General features: G+C 35.0%; 18 protein-coding genes. 1 reads left to right on the top strand and 17 read right to left on the bottom strand.

The features are described from left to right. Nucleotides 1–107: 107 nt before the first annotated feature. From A5821_RS00750 to A5821_RS00675, 16 genes are all read right to left on the bottom strand, one after another. A complete protein-coding gene (locus tag A5821_RS00750; RefSeq protein WP_086312457.1) occupies nucleotides 108–1772 on the bottom strand; it encodes a hypothetical protein in 1665 nt (554 codons plus the stop codon). Between the two features lie 38 nt (nucleotides 1773–1810). Next, nucleotides 1811–2773 (bottom strand): glycosyltransferase family 2 protein, encoded by a 963-nt coding sequence (locus A5821_RS00745; RefSeq protein WP_086312455.1) that lies wholly within the window; start codon nucleotides 2771–2773, stop codon nucleotides 1811–1813. Nucleotides 2774–2849: 76 nt separating this feature from the next. Next, nucleotides 2850–3587 carry a hypothetical protein gene (locus A5821_RS00740; RefSeq protein ID WP_086312453.1) on the bottom strand — a complete coding sequence of 246 codons (738 nt, stop codon included), beginning with the start codon at nucleotides 3585–3587 and terminating at the stop codon, nucleotides 2850–2852. Continuing rightward, nucleotides 3587–4558: a DUF5067 domain-containing protein gene (locus A5821_RS00735; protein ID WP_086312451.1), complete on the bottom strand. Its 972-nt coding sequence runs from the start codon at nucleotides 4556–4558 to the stop codon at nucleotides 3587–3589. Before A5821_RS00735 ends, A5821_RS00740 begins: the two co-directional genes overlap by 1 nt. 26 nt (nucleotides 4559–4584) lie before the next feature. Next, nucleotides 4585–7167 carry a YfhO family protein gene (locus A5821_RS00730; RefSeq protein WP_086312449.1) on the bottom strand — a complete coding sequence of 861 codons (2583 nt, stop codon included), beginning with the start codon at nucleotides 7165–7167 and terminating at the stop codon, nucleotides 4585–4587. A gap of 36 nt (nucleotides 7168–7203) precedes the next feature. Continuing rightward, nucleotides 7204–7875 (bottom strand): signal peptidase I, encoded by a 672-nt coding sequence (lepB, locus tag A5821_RS00725; protein WP_086312447.1) that lies wholly within the window; start codon nucleotides 7873–7875, stop codon nucleotides 7204–7206. 40 nt (nucleotides 7876–7915) lie between these two features. Continuing rightward, a complete protein-coding gene (lepB, locus tag A5821_RS00720; RefSeq protein ID WP_086312444.1) occupies nucleotides 7916–8671 on the bottom strand; it encodes a signal peptidase I in 756 nt (251 codons plus the stop codon). Between the two features lie 10 nt (nucleotides 8672–8681). Next, a complete protein-coding gene (locus tag A5821_RS00715) occupies nucleotides 8682–9350 on the bottom strand; it encodes a hypothetical protein (RefSeq protein ID WP_086312442.1) in 669 nt (222 codons plus the stop codon). 17 nt (nucleotides 9351–9367) lie between these two features. Beyond that, nucleotides 9368–10417, bottom strand: a complete 1050-nt coding sequence (locus A5821_RS00710; protein ID WP_086312440.1) for a DUF916 and DUF3324 domain-containing protein — start codon at nucleotides 10415–10417, stop codon at nucleotides 9368–9370. A gap of 184 nt (nucleotides 10418–10601) precedes the next feature. Next, nucleotides 10602–11402 (bottom strand): WxL domain-containing protein, encoded by an 801-nt coding sequence (locus tag A5821_RS00705; RefSeq protein ID WP_086312437.1) that lies wholly within the window; start codon nucleotides 11400–11402, stop codon nucleotides 10602–10604. A 30-nt stretch (nucleotides 11403–11432) separates the two neighbouring features. Next, on the bottom strand, nucleotides 11433–12230 hold the full coding sequence (locus A5821_RS00700; RefSeq protein WP_086312435.1) for a WxL domain-containing protein: 798 nt from the start codon (nucleotides 12228–12230) through the stop codon (nucleotides 11433–11435). Then, on the bottom strand, nucleotides 12227–12568 hold the full coding sequence (locus tag A5821_RS00695; protein ID WP_086312433.1) for an LPXTG cell wall anchor domain-containing protein: 342 nt from the start codon (nucleotides 12566–12568) through the stop codon (nucleotides 12227–12229). The genes A5821_RS00700 and A5821_RS00695 overlap by 4 nt, the downstream gene beginning before the upstream one ends. A 21-nt stretch (nucleotides 12569–12589) precedes the next feature. Next, complete coding sequence (locus A5821_RS00690; protein ID WP_086312432.1) at nucleotides 12590–15040, bottom strand: hypothetical protein; 2451 nt, start codon at nucleotides 15038–15040, stop codon at nucleotides 12590–12592. A gap of 233 nt (nucleotides 15041–15273) precedes the next feature. Then, on the bottom strand, nucleotides 15274–16605 hold the full coding sequence (locus A5821_RS00685; protein WP_086312430.1) for a pectate lyase-like adhesive domain-containing protein: 1332 nt from the start codon (nucleotides 16603–16605) through the stop codon (nucleotides 15274–15276). A 183-nt stretch (nucleotides 16606–16788) separates the two neighbouring features. Continuing rightward, the gene (locus tag A5821_RS00680; RefSeq protein ID WP_086312428.1) at nucleotides 16789–17499 is read right to left on the bottom strand and encodes a winged helix-turn-helix transcriptional regulator; all 711 of its coding nucleotides are present in this window, start codon (nucleotides 17497–17499) and stop codon (nucleotides 16789–16791) included. 367 nt (nucleotides 17500–17866) lie between these two features. Then, nucleotides 17867–18931: a tyrosine-type recombinase/integrase gene (locus tag A5821_RS00675; protein WP_086312426.1), complete on the bottom strand. Its 1065-nt coding sequence runs from the start codon at nucleotides 18929–18931 to the stop codon at nucleotides 17867–17869. 650 nt (nucleotides 18932–19581) lie between these two features. Here A5821_RS00675 and A5821_RS00670 point away from each other — a divergent pair. Further along, nucleotides 19582–20325: a TraX family protein gene (locus A5821_RS00670; RefSeq protein ID WP_086312424.1), complete on the top strand. Its 744-nt coding sequence runs from the start codon at nucleotides 19582–19584 to the stop codon at nucleotides 20323–20325. Nucleotides 20326–20461: 136 nt separating this feature from the next. Here the strand turns inward: A5821_RS00670 and A5821_RS00665 are convergent, their stop codons facing one another. Next, nucleotides 20462–20848 (bottom strand): RidA family protein, encoded by a 387-nt coding sequence (locus A5821_RS00665; protein WP_086312422.1) that lies wholly within the window; start codon nucleotides 20846–20848, stop codon nucleotides 20462–20464. Nucleotides 20849–21122 lie beyond the last annotated feature (274 nt).

Below are 21122 nucleotides of genomic sequence, written 5' to 3'. Positions count from 1 at the left end.
AATCAACTCCTTACACAGGTCCGTCAAAGTATCTATTTTAAATGAGGCGCACACTATTCAATGGTTTTCTTATTTTGATTTTGCTAAACTCTTTAATACTATTTCAACTACTTATTTTTCAAAACATTCACCATATATCCAAGCAAGCCTAGCCAAGACAATATGCTTAAAACAACCCCAAAGATAATTATCTTAGAACCAATATATCGCACTTCAATTTGATTCGCTCCCTTTGGAACTATAAATTGAATCGTACCTCTTTCACTTGATGTAATGTCTGTTTTTTTTCCATTGACTAAAACCGCACTGTTCTTATAACGAATAATCGGCAGATCTACTTCTGTACGACTTTTATCTGTTGAAAGTTCAAAAACGATTCGTTGTTTTTCCCCAATCGGTTCCATTTTTAATACTTTATTATCTACATACCCAATATGTTGATAGATGTCTTCTAAATAAAGTTGGGATTTTTCTGGAACATATTGATCGATCCACATAGAATAACGATTTTCTGGATCAGTGAAGAAAATCGATTCAGTATCAAAACCGAAGCGTGATGCATTATCCAGCATCTTATTTACAGATAGTAACCACGGAGTCAAACAAAGTAAAATAGTCCCAGCCAAAAGGGCTAACTTGCGTTTAACAGAGAGCTTTTCACTCACTATTTTGATTATATTTGCACCTGTCAAACAAGCAAATAACGTAGGGAATATCATTAGTCTAAAGGGAAACTGAATAACAGATAGCGGTGTTTGCTGTAAAAGCTGCCACGGAAAAAGACTTGTAGTCAGCAAAAATGTGGCGATACTGATACCATAAATAAGTTGATAGTTCCTCGTCATTTTTTTTACGAAAAATACGCCGATAAAAAGAATCAATAGACAAATAAACCCAATATTGTATACGCCACCTAAGCTTGACTGCATCAAATCATTAGAAAAACTTCTTAAGACTAATTCCGAAATATCATCTGCAACAAGATTCATTGGTGAGGGTTGCAGGAAGGATTGAAAAAGTTGTTCTTCACCAAAACCGAACAAATATCCTGCAGAAGCAAAGACTGCAACGAGCCCTGAAAAAAAAAGTATCAGAGTTCGTTTAACCCGCTCTTTCATAAAAAACAAACTGCTTCCCCAAAATAAAAACAGATATAAACAAGCTAAAAAAGCTGAAAGAACATGCGTATAGACAATCAATGAAAAACCAATGGTAACAAATACCCAGTAACGTTTATCCCCAAATAAAACTTCGTAACTTCCTAAAAGTACCAGTGGTAAAAAAGTCAACGCAATAAATTCGGCTAACGCAAACCGCGTGAATCCATCAATCGTCCGATAAATAGAAAATGTATACAATACTGAAAATGCCGCACTTGACACCCAAGAATGACTAAATCGCTTCATACAGCAATACGCTATCAAAGCCGTAAAAAATGTATACAGATAAAAGCCTATATATATCGCTATTACAGGATTTTTTATCAATAAACTAACACTAGAGAATAACGTCAATGTCAGCCATGGATAAAAAAGGTTTACGCCATAACCAATCAGATAAAAAGACCGCGTACTTATCCCTGGAAAGTTCATACTGCCATCTTGAAGCCAACCTGTGATTTCTTTTATCCTACTCAACTGATAATGCAAATCATCTCCATAAACCAAATAACCTCGACTTACGAAGGGCATTATAAAAAGACCTGCAATTACTAAAGCGAATAAACAGACAAGTACATATTCATTATAAATTAAATTCTTTTTTCGTTTCATTCCTACCACCTCGATTCACTGAAAAATAATTCTTTTACTTAATCAAACGACTCCGAAAAACTCTCTTGTTCAATAATAAATCTAGGACGATGCTTTACTTCCATAAAAATTTTCCCTATGTAAAGTCCAATTATACTGATCGAAATCAGTTGTAGACCACCCAAAATCCATAATGAAATCATCATTGATGTCCAACCTGATACCGTTTCACCTATTATTTTTCTGCTAAGAGAATAAATCGTAATAATCGTTGCCACCACAAGTGAAATCATCCCTAAAGATAAAATAAATTTGATTGGTGCAATTGAAAAAGAGGTCAACCCTTCAATTGAAAAGCTGATCATTTTCTTTAGTGGATATTTAGATTCCCCTGCTTCCCTTTTTTTTCGATCATAGTAAACTTTTGTCGAAGAAAATCCTAAAAGCGGAACGATCCCTCTAACAAAGATGCTCGTTTCCTTGAAATTTACTAACTGTTTACAAGCTCGCTGGCTCAGCAGACGAAAGTCAGCATGATTTTGTACTAATTCTACCCCTAACAAATTCATCAGCTTATAAAAAAGCAGCGCTGTATATTTCTTGAAGAATGTATCAGTTTCTCTCTTTTTACGTACGCCATAAACTACCTCATAGCCATTATTAAAGGCTAAAATAAACTCTTTGATTACTGCAGGATCATCTTGCAGATCTGCATCAATGGTCACAATACAACTGCTTTTATCAAGAGCCAAATCCAGCCCTGCAAGGATAGCCGCCTGATGCCCAAAATTTCGGCTAAGCTTTAACCCTGTCACACATTCCTCTTCTAATGAAAATTTTTGAATCATTGACCAAGTTTGATCCTGGCTTCCGTCATCCACATATAAAACTCTGGAATTATTTGCAATCTGTTGTGTTGCGATCAGTTCCTTGATCAATTTAAGTAAAATTTTGTTGGTTTCTACTAGTACTGCTTCCTCATTATAACAAGGAACTACAATCGTCAGAATCGTCCGTTTCATAAACCGTGCAACCCTCCATTCTTTTTTAGATGCAAGTTACAAAGAGGCATTTGCCCCTTCAGTATTCTTCAAAAAATTATTCCGTATAATCAACAATCGTCGCATAAATTTCTTTTAGCTCTTGTTTATTGTCGAACCCACCCAAAAGGGCTTGGGAAACTTTCTTTTTTTCTACAGCTTCTTTATCATTGCTATAAACAACCGCTTTTGAAGACGTTGGACGTTTATCCAATTCCTTATAATCCTCATTAAAGTTTTGAATCGAACGGGCTGTTAGTTTTTTGGGCAAATCGATGATTTCTGCACTTTTTGCCAATAATTCATCAAAATTATCTTTAGGATATGTGCTCTTGTCACCATACGTTGTCATTGCAAGACTTTGAGTAGCTAAACGTACTTCTTTTTTTTCTTTATCAAACGTATATTTTAAGTCGATCAATGCAAAAACTTTCAACTCAGGTCCTTCATTCAATGGGTAATAGCCACGTACTTTTAATTCATCTCCAGAAGCATACATTGTATATTCTGGGGCGCCTTCGACCATTCCTTGTATGGACACGTCATTTTTAAGCATCTCTTTTGTTTGCTCAATAAGACTTGGAACGCGTACTTTAAACTTATTTTCTAATGTAGTTAATGCTTCTTTTTCTGTGATTTTAGGATAATCAAATGTCCCAAATGGTTTTTCTCGTGCTTCATGCCATGTTAGTTTTTGATGCTCAACTTTAGTTGCTTGTTTCTTTGAGGAACAAGCGCTAATTATGGATAGACCTAGTAGGATAGTCAAAGTAAATAGAAAAGCTTTTTTTTTCATTATTTCCCTTCTCCTTGCACAGCTTCATTGGATACCACAATTGGGATGTCCTTGGCATTGTTAAAAACAGTTTTTTCAGGAATCAATAAAACATCGCTATCATCTTTTAATTCATATAACGTCACGCCTTCTAGAGATCCTTCTTGGGGAATTATTTCATTTTTTTGTTCGATCAATTTAGGGATATCTAAAATTGTATTATCTTGCGCTATTTTTCCCTGCGTCAATGTTTTTCCGTTTTGTGTTACCTTGATCGTGGTATCCCATTTATCTGCTTTGATCGATTGCTCTTTTGATTTATTTGTTATTGTATACCTTAGTGCCACAAGCTTTTGCTCCGCTTCTCCTACCACATTCATAACACCTGTCAATGATAACGTCAGCTCATCATTTTCAAAAACAATCTCTTCGTCTTCTGTATCAGCTTTAGGTCCATTATCTTTTACCTCTTTTACAGAGCGAGCTGACTCATCGATGATTTCAGCTCTTTTTTCATAATTACCATCTTTTGCTGAATAATAATTTAACTGAACCATTCCGTGTGCCGTTTCAATATAATATAGATGTAACCAAGTAGCACGCTTATCGAAAAGTGTATCCAAGGTATACTTATAGCCTTTATATTTTCCAACCTTAAACTCTTTCATAAAAATATCTGACTCATTTTTGTAATTATATTGTTTTTTTAATTCTTTTCGGATTTTTTTGCCAAAGTCAGTTAAATCGATTGATTCTTTTCTTTCAGACATTACAACCAAAGTTGAATTACTTTTCATATCTTTTGCACCAAAAATGGCTTCATTGCTATAGGCCACCTTATAATCTAAGGATTTTTCCCATGTGCTTGGTAATTGAAACGTATAATCGATTCCTTTGCCGTCAAATGATTCTTTTTTTTCTGATAGTTTAGCAGAACAACCGCTTAAAACGAGCAGTAGTATGAATCCTAGCCCAATAATTTTTTTTTTCATCTTAAACTCCTTTTCCCTTCCCACTCTTATAACCACTTCATCTTTTTTCGACCATCTTTAATGATCCACCTATTAAAAAAGATAAATAGAATAACACAGCCGATAAATAAACTAAAACCGATTTTAAATCCTTGCGGTAAAAAAACAAATTTAATGGTATGTGTTCCTTTAGGTACAGGCAGTGCCAAAAAGGCATCTTTAAAGGTTGGAATCCTTACTTTTTTTCCATCGATATAAGCACTCCAACCTTTATCATAGGGAATTGTTGTCAACACAACTTGCTCCTTATCAAGGTCAACATCCGCTTGTGCTACTCTTCCACTGGTCTCAAAAGAAACACCGTTTTTTTGAATCGCTTGAACAGATTTTTCAAAAACATCAACATTCATAAACATAGCTGTTGGTTTCACTAAATGAACCACACCTTCTCCAGTAAAGCTTACTTCAACTTGGATTTTTTCGGCTTTTTCATAGTAACCAAGATTATAATATTGACCATTTTCTTCAAGACCTGAACGTTGTTCGAGTCCATTGACTTTAGTGATTGCTTCAACTTCCATTCCTCTTCCATATAAACTTAAATAAGCTTGTGAACGCGCTGGAACATCTATTGAATAGGTCATTTTTCGTAATTTATTTGGCACTGTTTTGGAATAATAAAGAAAAGAACCCTTGTCTTCGATTTGAACATTTTCCTCTTTGATCATTTCTGCTTCAGAAAAATAAAACAACTGCTCTTTTTGATCCGCTAAATATTGTATCAACTCTGACTGATTTTTTACTGCATTTTTTTTATAAATTCCTTGATCGGTCAAAATTCCCAAAGGCAATGTTAAATGATTTTCATATAGCTTTTGTTTGCCCGATGTTTCTTTTAATGTAAAACCATATTTTTGTGGATCTTTTTCAGAAATGTTGTATTTGATTCCCAGTAAAGCATCCATCACTAAGGTATTATTCGCATATTGTATCGTTAAATTTGTACCATTAGAGCGAAAACCCAATTCATCTAGATACATAGACGAATGACGATTTCGGATAGATGAAAACATTGAAACTCCGCTATAGCCATATAAAAAACTTTCGTTTCTAGAACTACTATTTAAGTTAGCTAAACGATACAATGTATTATTTTCTTTCCGTGTCGCTTCAACCAACTGATTTACATCATGATAGTTTCGATCATACGCTACCCGTTCTGGATAGTGCCATTCTTCATTGATTCCTGAAACTAATCGCTGTGTATTGATCGTTATCTCACCAACGAAACTTATAGATAAAACCATTAGCCAAAGCATTTTATTTTTAGGCCATTTTACGTTGATAAACCAGATTGAAAGGTATATAAGTAAAAAGAAAACCGTTGCTGAAATCGATGTTTTATCTAAAAAATCATACCGTTTTCGATTCGCTAAAAAAATGATTGCCACGTATAGTAAAATCAAGCCCATCACAATATTGACTAAGTGATTGGTATCTTCTTTCGTAACTTTTTCCCAAGCAAATCCTGCTAACAATAAACCTAAAAACGAAAACAGAAAGCTAAATCGAAATAAAAACATATTTGGTGAATGAAATCCGTGCCAAAACAAATTCAGCGGCTCAATATACACACTTCCTACTAGTAACAGAAACAGACTTCCATACAACACTTTATTTTTCAAAGGAAATTTAGGACTAACAAAATAAAACAAACAAAAAACCAAACCGATCAACCCGAAATAAAGAAACGGGGCACTACCGTATTTACTTGTGTCATAAACACCCACCATCGTCTTAACAGGTATATCCCAAACATCTGTACCTTTTGTAAAAAACTGCTTCAATTCAGTTAAGCTTTCACCATTATTTTTTAAATCAAACAACGTTGGCAAAATCGTAACCATCGAAGCACCACCTGCCAACAATGAAGTAATCAAATAAGGAATCAAACTTTTCTTGTATGCTTTAGGTTCAGTCAAAAAGCGACAAAAAACATAAAGAAAAGAAAATACTCCAATCATAAATGCCATATAAAAGTTGGATAAAAATAATAAAAGATAACTGATAAATAAAACGGTTGGTTTGCCCTGATCCATCAAACGATGAATCCCTAAAATCACTAAAGGTAAATAAATCAACCCATCCAACCACATTTGCTGAGGAGAATACGCAATTGCAAAACCACTAAGCGCATAACTAACACTCAGTATGACCTTACTCCATTGAGGCAACTTAAAAAGTTGCTCACTCATCACCCAAAATGAGCTGCCGATTGCACCAAATTTCAACAAAATAATGAAGTAAAGTGCATCAGGCACTTGGCTATTATCAAAAAAATAAACCAACGGACTAAAAATACCATTTAAGTAATAGGCCATAAAAGACCAATAATTCAGGCCTAAAGAACCATACCAAGAGTAAAAGAAACTCTGTTTCCCATGTAGTGTATTGTTCAAGCTTGCAAAGAAATTAGACGTTTGTGACAATGCATCACTCGCTAAAATCGTTTTCTCACTTCCTGGATAAATACCTAGAAGGAAATAAACAAAACACATGATTCCCATAGGCAAAAGCATGCTTAAAAGTAATGCCCAGCCTTTCTGTTTTATCCAATCAGTTCTTTTCATATGGTCATTCCTCCTATAAATTCACGCTTTATTTTCTTACTTTACTTGACCGATTTTATCCAGTGGAAAATAGCGATAGGTTACCACTCCTTCAATTTGCTTTTCCTTGATCAATCCCATGGTTCGGCTATCTTTTGAAGCACTTCGATTATCTCCTAAGACAAAGTAGCTTCCGTCTGGAATCTTGTGGATATCTCGAAGTTCTTGAAACACTTCATCACTGACCATGACTTTTAATGTACTATCTGGTAAATCCTCCGCTGGAATTGGATTTGCCGTATTCAATGTCCACTTGCCTGCTTTTTGAGGTCTAAGGTAAATCGCCTGTTTATCTGCCCATAACTGATCCCCTGGAATGCCGATAACACGTTTCACATAACTGGAGGCATCTGGCATTTCCGGATCAAATGTAATCAAATCATAACGAGCTGGAATGCGCCCTTTTCTTACAATAATGCGGTCTTTATTTTCCAAAGTAGGGAACATCGATGATCCAGATACTTGATGCGTCTTATTCTGGAATAAAAAGAAAAAACAAAAGACCAAGATCAGTAAGAAAAAAATGTCACGTTGTTTTACGGTTCGTTTAGTTTTAATCTGTTGCTCTTTTAATAATTTCTCTCTTTTTTCTTTTGAGTAATTTCGTCGCTTTTTTTTCGTTAAAACTCTTTGTTTTGTTGGTTGGAAACGTGTATTATATGTAGACACTCAATGCCCTCCCACTATGTAGTCCATTCACGATTTTCGTTTAAAATTGAGTCATATGATGAAATGGCATTATTCTCGCCTTAACAACTCCCAAAATATCTTTTTTTTCGATCCAGCCAAATTCACGACTATCAGCTGCATAATGTCGATTATCTCCTAATACAAAATAGCTGTTTTCGGGCAATGTTCTTGCATTTGTTAAGCCAGTCAATGTAAAGTTTTCAGTCAATAAACGGTTTTCTTTGACCGCCTCACTGATTTCAGCTTTCAAGTAACGCTCTATCACAGGTTTTTTATCGATCAATAATTGGTCATTTTCATAAGCAACCTCTTCATTTGGGAGACCGATTACTCTTCTGACCATGACTTGTTTTGTATCTGGTTGTCTCAAATAAACCAAGTCGAATCGCTTAATTTGGCTGCGCTTGCTGACAAATAGACGATCACCATCATCCAAGGTCGTGGTCATTCCATAGCCATTCACTTTTGGTAGACTAAAAAATACCCATTGAAAGAGAACAAAAAACAACAGTAGCAGAAAAAAACTGACACCGATTTCCTGATAAAATTGGCGTCGTTGCTTTTTTCGTCTTTTCACCATTCTTTTTTTCTTTTTAGATAATACAGTCTTTGATGGCTTACGTCTTTTTTTCTTCGAAGTTGATTGGTCATCTCTGCTTGTAATAGCAGTACTTTTTTTTCTTCTCTTTTGCTGTTCTTGATTTGTTTGATTACTTTTTACTTTTCTTTTTTTATTCGATAATTCCTTTTTAGAAGTCGTAATCCTTTGTTTCATCGTGAGTCTCCTAATTTTTCTGTTTCAGCGCTGACTCGTTGACTTTGAAGTACTTGAAGACTGCTTTTTGTCGTTCATTTATTCTTTCGATATCTTTCAAATAGGCATCGATCGTCTCATGTTTTTCGATTTGTTCTTGGCTTAAAGTAGACAAGTTTAACCCGACATTTTTCATAGATACATAATAGCGTGTTAATAATTTTGCACCTTCCGTCGACAAACCACCTGAAACTGGACGATTTCCGTATGAGACTAATAGCGCACTTACTTCTTGAAATTGTGGATAGACCTTTTCAACACTACCGCCTGCTTTGATTGTTGCCATTTGCTCCTTTAAATCTTCTGTTAACAAATACCCCTGAACAACCACTTTTGCATCTTCTGACGTTAGATTGGTCAGTTGGTAATATCGTGCATAAAAGGCACTGCCTGTTGAAATGAACATTACAACTAGCAAAATAAAACTATTGCCGGCATAGCGCTTCTTTCGCCTTTCCAAAGTTTTTCTTGCTTGCAGCCATTTTTTTCTTTTGGCTTTGGTTTTAGGACGCTTATGCCATTGCTTCTTTGTTAATTCTTTTTTGATTGCTAAAAAATAGAAGAAACAAAAAAGCAATAGTAGAAAACAAAGTATTGCCAAAGAAAGCAAACCAATAAAAAACCAATCTAATAAAACCACTACGTTGATCTCCTCTCTTATTTACGCTTTTTCTTTCCTCTCTTTTTGACTTTCTTTTTCTTGTTAAGAGTTCGAACGGTAAAGAAAATAGCTAAGAAAGCAACAAAAACACCACCTGCAATCAACGCAATCAATTTCCAATCAATTCCTCTTTCTTGAATCAATGTAACATCTTGTGCATTGTATTTATCTGCCTCTTCATTCGTGATTTTAAAAGACTTATCCCAAGTCCATTTTTCTTCACCACTCGTAACAACAATGTGTGCCTTGTAATCACCAGCTTCCATTTGATCACCATTCATTTCTAATGGAAAATCGATCATCGAGTTTGGCGCCATCCGCATGTCAGCTCGTTTGATATCATATAAAACCGCTTCTGATCCTTTTTTTGTTACTTCCATCTCTACCGTCATATTATTGACAAAATCAGCACTAGTATTTGAAAAATCGGCAAAAATACTATTCCGATAATTAGCTAAACCTGCGTAAACGCTATTCAACTTTAGCTCTGGTTTTACCACAGTGTCAGATTCGCTCAATACCATGCCGATTACAAAGGCATATTCATTGATAACTCCTGTAGCTTTTTTATTTTCTTCCTCTTCTTTTTTAGATGGTTTAGATTTTAGATGGATACCTCCAACGATTTTCCCATCATAACTTGCTTGAGGCATCGTTATTTCGATCTTTAAAGGTTGGGTTTCTTTAGGAGCTAAGGTTATTTCTTTAGGTCCTTTCACTAGATCTTTAAAATCATATTTCAAAGAAGCATCATTTTTTATTGCACTTGGCCCAAATTCTAATACCCCATTAGAATTCGTTTTAGCGCCATTTAAGCCAACTTCGATTGTTTGTTCTTCATCTGCACGATTGGATATTAGTACTTCTACCGTTTGCTTTTGGCCGGGCTGCATAAGTAAATTAAAATATTCAAATTCTCCTTGTTGATTTTCTGGTTTCACTGCTTCATATGTAAACTGTAGATTTGCATATGCAGGAGTAGAAAATCCAAGAAGCACTACTATGTATAGGCACAAAAATAGGCCTAATTTGATTCTTTTCTTCATCTGATTGATTTGTCCTTTCTTGTTCCTTCACTAACTAGAGAATAGAAATAGAAGTAGTTCCCCTTAGGAACACCGTCCTTGCATTCTTTATTGCGATTCAGAGCAATTCAAGCTTCTTTCCAAAGGGGTTACTTCTACTGTTTATTCAACTCATTTTTCTTTATTAAAAAATCAGTGATTTACTTTATGGTTTTGGTGTTGCTTCAAGAGTCCATGTAATTTTAGCAACATATTTACCATTCATGATTTCTTCTGCTTGGTTAGCTGGAAGTTCTAATTTAACGGACTCTTCTGGTTTTTGAGTCGCATCTTCTGCGTCACCAAAGTAAACAGCATAACGTCCGCGACCTTTTGTTTCCTCTGTGTTTTTAAAGATTAATTCTGAACCTGTTTCATTAACAGTCGTTGCTTTGTTAAGACCTGTTGAAGAAGGTTTCAATGATTCATTGTCTTTATCAGCAACTAAATTGGCATTTCCGTAAGTAATTTGAGCCCCATTGATATTTCTGATTTTGCCTTTTGCTGTATCGTTAAATTGGAAGTTTTGAGAAATAACGGCTTTCAATTCATAACCATGGTCATCTACTTGACGATCATCTTTGAATTGAACCCAGTTTGCACGACCATCAACTTTGTCTGTTGCACCAACTGTATTGGCATTCGCTGTTGTTGGCTTAGCCCATGATGTTACAGAACCTGTTGTAGCAGATTGTGAGTTAAAGACTAATTTAGACATCCCTTGCACTAAGAAAGGTCCATCTAATAACGCTGTACTATCTGTGTCGATTGTTGATTGGCTCGTATAGTTTGGCGGTACCACACCAGAAGTATCATAGGTGCCGTAAGTTTTACTTGTGAATTCAATTTCTCCTTCTCCAACACCTGGTGCTGCTGGATCTGCGGCTTTTGTTACTCCTGGAGCTGTTGCTGCTACTGCGATTGCTGCTAGTAATGCTGTACCAGCTAATTTGTGTGTTAATTTCATTTGTATTTCCTCCTAGTTTTTGTGTGATATCTATGGTAACTCGGCTAATATCCAAGTTAACACCGTTGAGTAAGAACCTGCTTCTTTTTCTGTCTCTTTTGGAACAGAAAGTGTAATCGCTTGATTACTATAAACAGGCTTTTTAAAAATCGGATCTTCTATTTCTTTACCGGAAACATCTAAGCGCTTTTGAAGTGAATTTGGACGACCATTTTCATTCTCTTTTGATGCACCAAATATGATGCTCCATGTCCCAGAGCCTTTTTCTGGCTGTGCTTGCGCCAAATTATAGGTATCTCCAATGTTACTCATGTGAATAACTTCTTTTGAAACACTGGGTGAAAGGGATGGATTTTTTGTTGAATTGGTCCAGATTTGATCTAAAGAGATCACTGCGCCTTTTAAGTCGGCTCCTTGTTTTGTCGTATGTTTAAATTGCTGTTCCTGTCTAACTTGCAGCGTCCAGCCAGTCGAATCATCACGATAATCTGACACTTGAATAAAATTTCCTCTCGCCTCAGTTTGATCATGAAACAATTGGGCATTAACTGGGAATACAGCAGTTTTATCGGAAATCATCACTGTACTAAAGTTCAACTTTGGTACAAAATCGATTCGTAAATCGCCTTCTGTCTGCGGTGTTTCCCCTGGATCGACTTGTATTTCAGGATGTTCAGGATCACGAATCACAGAATCAGTTTCTTTAAAACGTTTAAGATCTATTTCAGCTCCACCAACACGAGAGTCTACTGCTTGTACTTGGTCAAATTGTCCAGACAAAAATAAAGCGACGCCCAAAAATAGAATTAGATATGTTCTTTTTTTCATTGACTTTGGCCGCCCTTCTCATCAGTCTTTTTTTTCCTTTTGAAAAGGTAAAAAGTGAGTACTAGTATGACTAGAGCCAGTCCGCTTACTGACAAACTTTTTATGATCAATTCTCCAGTTGAAGGAAATCTTCCATCAGGCTTTTTTATTGGTATTTCACTAGAGTCACTGGACGATTCACTCGTTGGCACTGTACTTTCTTTGGTAAAAACAATTTCCCCATTTGTCTGTACAGCTGCTTCTTCTCCATAAACTGGAGTAAAGAACACAGTAAAAATAGAGCCTACAAAAACAAGGAAAACCAGAGCAACATTAACTTTTACTTTTTTTATGATCAATTGATTGTCTCTCCTTTGCTTTTAAGGCGTTGCATTTACTGTAAATTCAATTTTTGCTTGATATTTTCCTAATGTTTTAACAGCATCTCCTGGCACATCTAGCTTAAATCCTTTGCCTTTTGGATTCCAAGTTTTACTCACATCATACTCCGTGCTTGTTGTATGCTCGTCTATCAATAACTCAAGATTTTCTGAAAGATTGAATTTTTTTTCTTCATCTGTGCCGTCGTTATAACGTAAAATACCTGAAAGTACTTTTTTGGTGCCACTTGTCTCAGTCAAAGTAAAATCTTGCGTAAGCTTTGCAGAAAGTGTCCATTTCTGTTTAATTGCTCGCGTATCTTTGATGATCAAGGCTTTATCAAGCTTTGCTTCATTCACACGAATCGCTTTATAACTCGCCTCTTCAATTCCAAAATCTAATAAACTTGGGCTAGATGCAAGGAATAATGCTCCTTCAAATTCATAAATGACCGTATTACCGCTAACTGAAAGAGTAAATTCTTCCGTTGGCGTATTTGTTTGTGTATAGCCAGCTTCTGTGATAGCTGCAAGTCTATCTGTCACTTGCTTGATCTGCTTTAAGTTGATTGGAGCACCGATCATTTGAGTCGAATCAACATAATCTGGGTATTTATCAGTCATATAACTGCCATTAATTTTGTATTTAACACGTAATTCAGCTGCTGTCGGAACAATGGTTACTTTCACTTCGATATCTTTTGTAACATTTTTAGCAGTGGTTAACGTTAACCATAATGTTGTTTCGCCAAGAACGGATGTATCAGGTAATGCTTTTCCCTTAGTGTAGGTGACAACAACTGGCTGATCTATTAGATTTTCAGTGTCCACACGAATATTCTCTAAAAATGAATCTCCTGGATCAGGATAGTCAGTTGTCAAATTTGCCCCGACTGGTATTTTGATATTTTCTTTGGAATCCGCATTGGGCACACCTTCATAAAGAACTTTTGATTTTGTTTGGCCATCAATAATTTTTGATTCTAGCGTATCGCTTAAAGTACCTCCACTTGAAGTTGTATACGTATAGGATGCACTTGTTTTCGGACCTGCAAGTTCAAAAGTCATATAACCATTGTCAGCTCCACTCGCCTGATATCCATAAGCCGTATCATTTTTATTAAAATTAAAGGAAGTGTTTGTTTTTGCTTTTATCTTAATATCAAAGACTTTCCCATTAAAGTTCTCTGCATTGGCAGCAGTGGATAAATCCGCTTTTAAGATTAATTTACTTGCGTTGCTTGGATCTTTTTCTATTTTGAATAAGCTAGTCCAATCGCTATCTGTACCATATTCAAAAACCTTAATAGCAGATACATCAATATCGTAAAAGCTTGGTACTTCCGTTTCGATTTTGAATGAGTCATCTCTATTTTCAATTTTATTATCAGGAATTGTTTGTAGGATTGAATACGTTAAATCTAGATAGCTCGCGTCGGTATGCGTTGCCTCATTTTTTACTCCATAGACTATTGGAGTAGCTGGTGCTATTCTAGCAAGAGACTGCGTTCCATACATTACCACCATCTGACTTGGTCTTACGCTCGTTGTTGCCGCTCTACGTTCTAGACTTGTATAAAAAGTTTTCCCTGAAAATAGCTGGGTCAAAAGACTTCTTTCACTATTGACGGTTGTATTCGTACCGTAAAGTTCAAGTTTTCCTGCTGTTGGTGTGTCTTTCAAATAACCGATCCACGTATCTTTCAGCACATATAGATTACTAAAATCCCCGTCAAAATCCGTTGTGACTGCTTTCAGACCATTAATATTATTAAAGTTCCAAGTGCCGTGAAAATCGACTTTAGCACCTGTTTCATGATCAAAAAATTCATAGTGGTAGTCTACCTTGTCACCAATGGCGTACGCATCATTAAATCCTGAGCTGCTTCTTGTCGCACTCCCAAACATCAAAAACATTTCGTTCCAGACCTTTATATTGGTTGATGGAAACTCATCCGTTTTATCTTTATCGTTATAATTTACCGCCATAAAGTTTACATATGGGTATTTTCCAGTCGTCTCATCTGGGGAAATATCCATTTTATCGATCACTAGCTTTAAATCAATACTTCGCCCATTGTAAAGTCCAGCATTTTTTACCAAAACACTTTTTTCAGAGGCAATATTATCAGGACTAAATCTAAATACTTTGGATGCTTTTGGATCATTTATTCCTGAACCTGTTTTTACGAGTACATCATTAACCGGATCTTTTAATCCTTTTACTTCATAACTAACGTCTTTAGTCAGTTTGAACATTGTACCAAAATCTCCTGGAATTTCAGTCTCAGTTCCTACTCCATTTGCGATATTAATACCTGGAGCTAATAAGATATCGTTGTAATTTTCTGGGGCAGCCAATATAGCCTTATCTTTACTTGAATTTATATAGTAGATTCCAAGTAACATGAACCCTATGGCTATGGAAGCTCTCCACTTATTTTTTTTCACTTTTCCACCTCCTTAGCAAACAAACTAAGTTAAACTAACGATAAATTACAGTTGACGTATGCTTATTCTATAAGACAGTTGGGAAGATTCTCTGTTGACTCGCCAGAGAAATTCTTTTTCCAGTGAAGTCATTCAAAAAATTTCCCCAACGTCCTCAATTCGTATTTCATTATTTATACAAAACTTTACCTTAAACTATACTTGTTGATAGCTTCGTATTTTGAACAGAAAAATTATGCACCGCCGCCAACTAAAGAAATTTTTCCATAATTCTCTAAAGCAAAGTTAGGTGATAAATCGCCTGTAATAGATAATGTTTTACTGTTGCAAATTTTACCAAAGTTCAGTGAAAAATCTCCGGCGTCTAAATAAACTGGTGTGTATTCATATTCGCCGCCAGTTTGAGCCCATGTCGCTACTTCACTTACATCTGTTGCATTGATTGTCGTATTTGTTGAATAGAACAGTTTTGAATTTGCTTTTTTATTTGTTACTTCAAAGTTTTCAGGCGCATTTAAGTTGATTACCGCACCTTTATATTCACTTTCAATAACAGCTTTTGAACTGTTACCAGTAACCACTAATTCAGCACCTTCAGAAACATTTACTTCTGATCCGTAGTATTGTAATTTCATCGTTGCATAGTTTCCGCCACCACGGCCATTCAAGTGAACTTTACTTCCAGCAGCTAGATTGAACGTTGGTACTTTGTTCACGTAATCTGCACGAGGAATAAATTGGAAAGCAACCCCAGCTGCATCAACATCAAGTGACGCATCTGTCCCAACATCTACTTTTTGAACTTTGTCATAAAAAACTGGATAGTAATGGTTAACATTACTTTGTGGTCCGATTTTTACATTTACTTTTGCTTTATCACCGATAATTGCTTCACCAGTTGCTTTGCCTTTAATCAAAGCACCGTTGAAGTAGAATGCTGAAAATTGACCATGGTCTTTATTTGCAGCAATACCGTTATAGGTAGAACCAGCTTTGAATTCTAAATCGTGAACCCAAGCATTTTCTGCGCGAGTAGTAATATTATTTGTTCCGTCAAATGTTAGTTTTCCTTCACTAAGATGAACAAAACGAGCACCTGTATACGTAACATCTTTGGCTAAAACATCCCAACCATAACTTGAAGGACCATTACCAGATCCTCCTGTAAAGAAACGTCCATCGCTATCAGCACCAACGATATTCGCGTTAGTGATTGTTACTAGATTTTTACCCTTTGTGTTTTGTTTCCCGTAGATAGAGTTGTGAGCTGAATTAATCACGACACCTTTATCCGCATTTCCGTTGATCGTTAAATCACGATTAGGAATATTTGTGATGTTTTTAGTGAATTGAATGCTTTGATTCACATTGATCACAGTGATCGCAGGATTTTTTAAAGCTGCTTCAAATTCGGCAATCGTTGATACTTCAGCTGTTTCCTCCGCTGCATAAGCCACAATTGGGCTTCCTGAAATTGTTGTTGGTACTGTTAATACTACTGCTCCTAGTGCAAGAGTCGCTGCCAATGTCAGTAACCCATTTTTCAATACATGTGTTTTTTTCAAATCTTTTTCCTCCTAAAATTTTATATCGTTTACGAAACGTTCTACTCTGTCCCTCCTTTCCAGACAAACGAGCAACAATTGACTTAGCCCGTTAATTCTAGCCTGTTTCGCAAATGACCTTCTTAACTAAAATCAAATATCTACGCATGTCTTTTCCTCCTAAATCATTACTATCTTTTGACGCTAAATATTCAGCATATACCCTTTGGAACGGATTGTTTTGATGTATTTTGGTTTTTCAATGTCTGACTCCAGTTTTCTTCGTAAATGAAAGACTAAATTAGATACGCGATACTTTCTATTTCCATAACTGTCATTCCAGACATTTTTATAAATGTCTTCGTACGTCATTGTTTTTCGGGCATGTTTATGTAAATACTCAATAGTTAAAAATTCTAATTTCGTTAAGTTGACTTCCTCTCCATCATCTAAGCTGACACTTAAATTCTGCGGTATCAGTTTAAACTCGACAGGTTCACTGATCATTGGATTTTTTGGTGTTTCCTGCCGCTTATGCCGCTGCACTAGATTTCTCATCATTAAAATAGGTTCATCTAATCCATGTTCTTTATTGAAAATGCCATCTACTCCAAGCTGCAAATAGACAATTCGATTCGTTCGATTTGTATAATCAGATGATGTTAAAATCCAAAGTGGTACTGTCGTTTGCTTACGTAAGTTCATGATCAATTCACAAACCAAATTAAAATCACTTAGACTATTTTCTTCAATGATCAACGTTTCTATATGTTGTAATAGGTTATTATCTTGTTCAAGGAGCTGAACGACTTTTTCTTTTTTGATCATTTGAACCTGACAGCGAAGCAATTCAAATAGGTCTGTATGTTGCTCACTTATTTCATTATTTGATGCAATGTACCCAATCACATACATTGTTGATGCCCTCCCTTACCATCATTTTTCTATGTTTTTTGTTGATTTAATCTTTGAACCTTAACTTTCTGCAAACATTGAAGACTTTAGAGTTTAGAAATTCTAAATTTACGATTATAATAGGTAATGCGTCTATTCATTAAGGGCTTAATAAATGGACAAAACGGCGATGTATCTAAAAATGACTAAACTTTTTTCTTGAATGTAGCAGTTATAAGAAAAAGACAATTTTATGGTGATTTAGCTAGACTTTAGAATGACATTGACCATTTTTTGACGGCTTAAAAAACATATAATCGTGCAACGTCAATTTGTAAAAAAATTCCAGAACAAACGAGTTATTCGTTTGTTCTGGAACTTTTTGTATTTATGAAGTAACAGAATCCATGCTAAGTTTGTTATCAATCACCGAAACAGCTGCTTTTCTATTTTCCCAAAGAGAATCTGTATACGTATCTAAGGTCAATTTTATAGAAGCATGCCCCAATAATTTACTTAATGTCGCAATATCAATGCCCTGTTCTACACATCTTGTCGCGAATGTATGACGTAAAACGTGGAAATGAACAGATCTGATTCCCGCTTCTTCAATGCTTTTGCTGAATCGATAACTAATGACTCTTGGTTCAGCATAACTTCCTTTACAAGAAATCACATATTCAGAAGATTTACTTTTTTGCTTATTTAATAGGTAGCTTTTTAAATTTTTGGCCAAAGGAATAGAACGCTTAGAGCTTTTCGTTTTTGGTTCAGCTAGTATAATTTCTGTTTTATTCCGGCTTGTTGTACTAGGAATTCTATAAAGTGTCCTTCTTACATAAATGATATTCTTTTCAAAATCGATATCACTCCATTTTAAGCCACTGATTTCGCCTATTCTCAAACCTGTATATAAAGCTAAAATAACCGCTGAACAGTTTTTTTCCCTTAACGCAACTTGTTCGATTTTATCCTGTTCTCTCATACTTAGTGCTGATATTTCAGAACTTGTGGTCGCTGCCAAGAATAGATTTTTGCATGGATTAGACAGAATGTAATTTTCAATACAAGCCTTGTTCATTGCACTTTTTAATACAGTTATGATTGAACGAATAGTCGAAGGGGATAAATTTATATGAGTGAGGTAATTGGCAAATTCTTCGATATCTCGACTTTTCAATTGGGTTAATTGCTTTTTTCCTAGAAAGGGAATAATGTATTTGTCTATGCGCAAACGATAACTTGAATAAGTGGACATTTTGATTTTTTTACGCATCAATACATTCAGCCAATGATTTAACCATTCCTGAACCGTTCCTTTATATAAATTAATATTTTTATGAGTAAATGAATACTGAACTTTCAATTCAGCTAATTTTTCCTTTACGTATCTGTATCGTTTCCCATAAATATAGCCATAAATAATTTTGCCATGCTCATTTCTCGCTTTCATATATCGACCTTCCCACCGACCATCCTTTCTTTTATAAATGTTCTCACCTTTTCTACTCAAAACACGACACCCTTTCCCAAAAAAATTGACGGCTTATTTGACGGCTAAAAAATATAAAGCTATTTTCCAATATGCACTCACTGCTCTTTACTGAAGCAAATAGGATATATAGAATAAATATCAGAATAAAATCCATCTATTTTCCATATTTCGTCAAAAACAACAACTAACTTTTCTCATTTTTTTATCAATTTTATTAAAAAAATGATAAAAAACAGATATTTTACTTATAGACTGCTTCCTATTTTTGATATACAATGAATTAGTAGCTAGAAATCAAAGCTATTAGACAATTTTCAGTATTATTATTTTCTTATAACTGCTACATACAAGAAAGATCTTCATTACTTTAGCGCAGTTTTATTATAACAATATATCTTATTTTTTTCACCATTTAATTAAAATATATCTAATTTCAATATCATTTTTATATAATATCCAAAAACTGTTGATGATGAGTTTACTATAACTTTTATTGACAGTTTTTTATTTATTTGTTTCGAGGAAATTCTTCAATAATCAACTAATTTATAGAACTATCTGTGGTAAAATAAGACAACAAAATAACTTTTAGAAAAGGAGACACACGATTGGAAACTCCTCACTTTCTTTCTGGCAGCCAATTGAAATGGATTGCCATTTTTGCCATGTTACTTGATCACACGGCGAAAATCATTTCTTTTCAGCCTTCTCTAGCGATGTCACTTCCTTTTACTTCTGAACCTGATCCTTTGGCTGAATCACTTCAGGCTATTTTTCCAGTATTTATTCTAATTGGCAGACTTGCTTTTCCGATTTTTTGTTTTTTACTAGTGGAAGGGTTTCTCCATACTTCAAATACGAAACGGTACCTAGTACGTTTAGCACTATTCGCTTTAATTTCTGAGGTTCCTTATGATTTAGCTTTTTCGCACCAACTTATTGATTTAAGAAGCCAAAATGTCTTTTTTACGTTGTTGATTGGGTTGATTGTGATTATTGGGTTAAAAAAATTAGCTACACGATCTATGGCAACGACCATCCTTTCTTTGGGGCTGATCGGAACTGGTATTTTCTTGGCGGAATGGCTCCATACGGATTACGGTGGTTGGATTGGGGTTTTATTGATTGTCGTTTTGTATCTATTTAGAGATTTTCGTTTATTAAAATGTCTTTTAGGAGCAATAATTCTTTTACAAAATAGCTTGTTTGGTCCAATCGCTTTCTTTCTAATCTATTTTTATAATGGCAAGCGTGGCAAACAGTGGAAGTACTTTTTTTACTGGTTTTATCCGGTTCATTTGTTCGTATTAACAAGCATTCAGCAGTTTTTGATTATGCCTTACTTCAATTAATGAATACATCTTTGTTAATAAAAAAAGTAACCTAACATCGTTATATGTTAGGTTACTTTTTTCTGTCTATCCAACAGTTTCGCAATTGATCTGATAGCAATATTATCATATTTTTGGCGATTCTATTTGGGCACAATTACTTAGATTTTTTATAAACTACTACTTCTATTTCAATATCTGCACCCAATGGTAACTCCTGAACACCGACACATGTTCTAGCTGGAAAAGGTTCTTTGAATATTTTTCTATAAACTTCATTCATATCCTCGAAATACTTCATTTTCGTTAGATAGACATTAACTTTCACCACATCATCTAGGCCTACAGATGATGCTTTCATCACTTCTTGTAAATTAATAAAGCATTGTTTTGTTTGCTCCTTAATACTGCCGGTTTCTTCAACATAAGTTGTGCTGTTTTTAGCAACTTGCCCTGAGAAAAAAATATAGTTTCCAGCATCAATAGCATGTGAATATGGTCCTGAAACCGATACATTTTTTCCTGTATAGCTTTTTCTGTTCATAAGTATTCTCCTTATCAATCGTTTTGTGACTATCCTTCAAACCATTGTTATAGAAACAAGATTAAGTTGCAGTTTTTTTAAATGTTTGATTCACAAAAACCACCATCTTTTCTTGTCCTTTAGGATTTGACTTTCTTTCGGTAACATCATCTGACTATATCGAATTCAGTCTAAATAAGAATATAAATAACCTACAAAAAATCGTCAAAACCCTCCTAAGTAAAAATTTTTTAAACAAGTTCTATTAATTTGGCTCAGTTGCCCCCCCTTGAAC

The sequence above is a fragment of the Enterococcus sp. 7F3_DIV0205 genome (assembly GCF_002141365.2).
In the GTDB taxonomy this organism is placed as follows: domain Bacteria; phylum Bacillota; class Bacilli; order Lactobacillales; family Enterococcaceae; genus Enterococcus_L; species Enterococcus_L palustris.
This window is presented reverse-complemented; position numbering and strand designations above follow the sequence as displayed.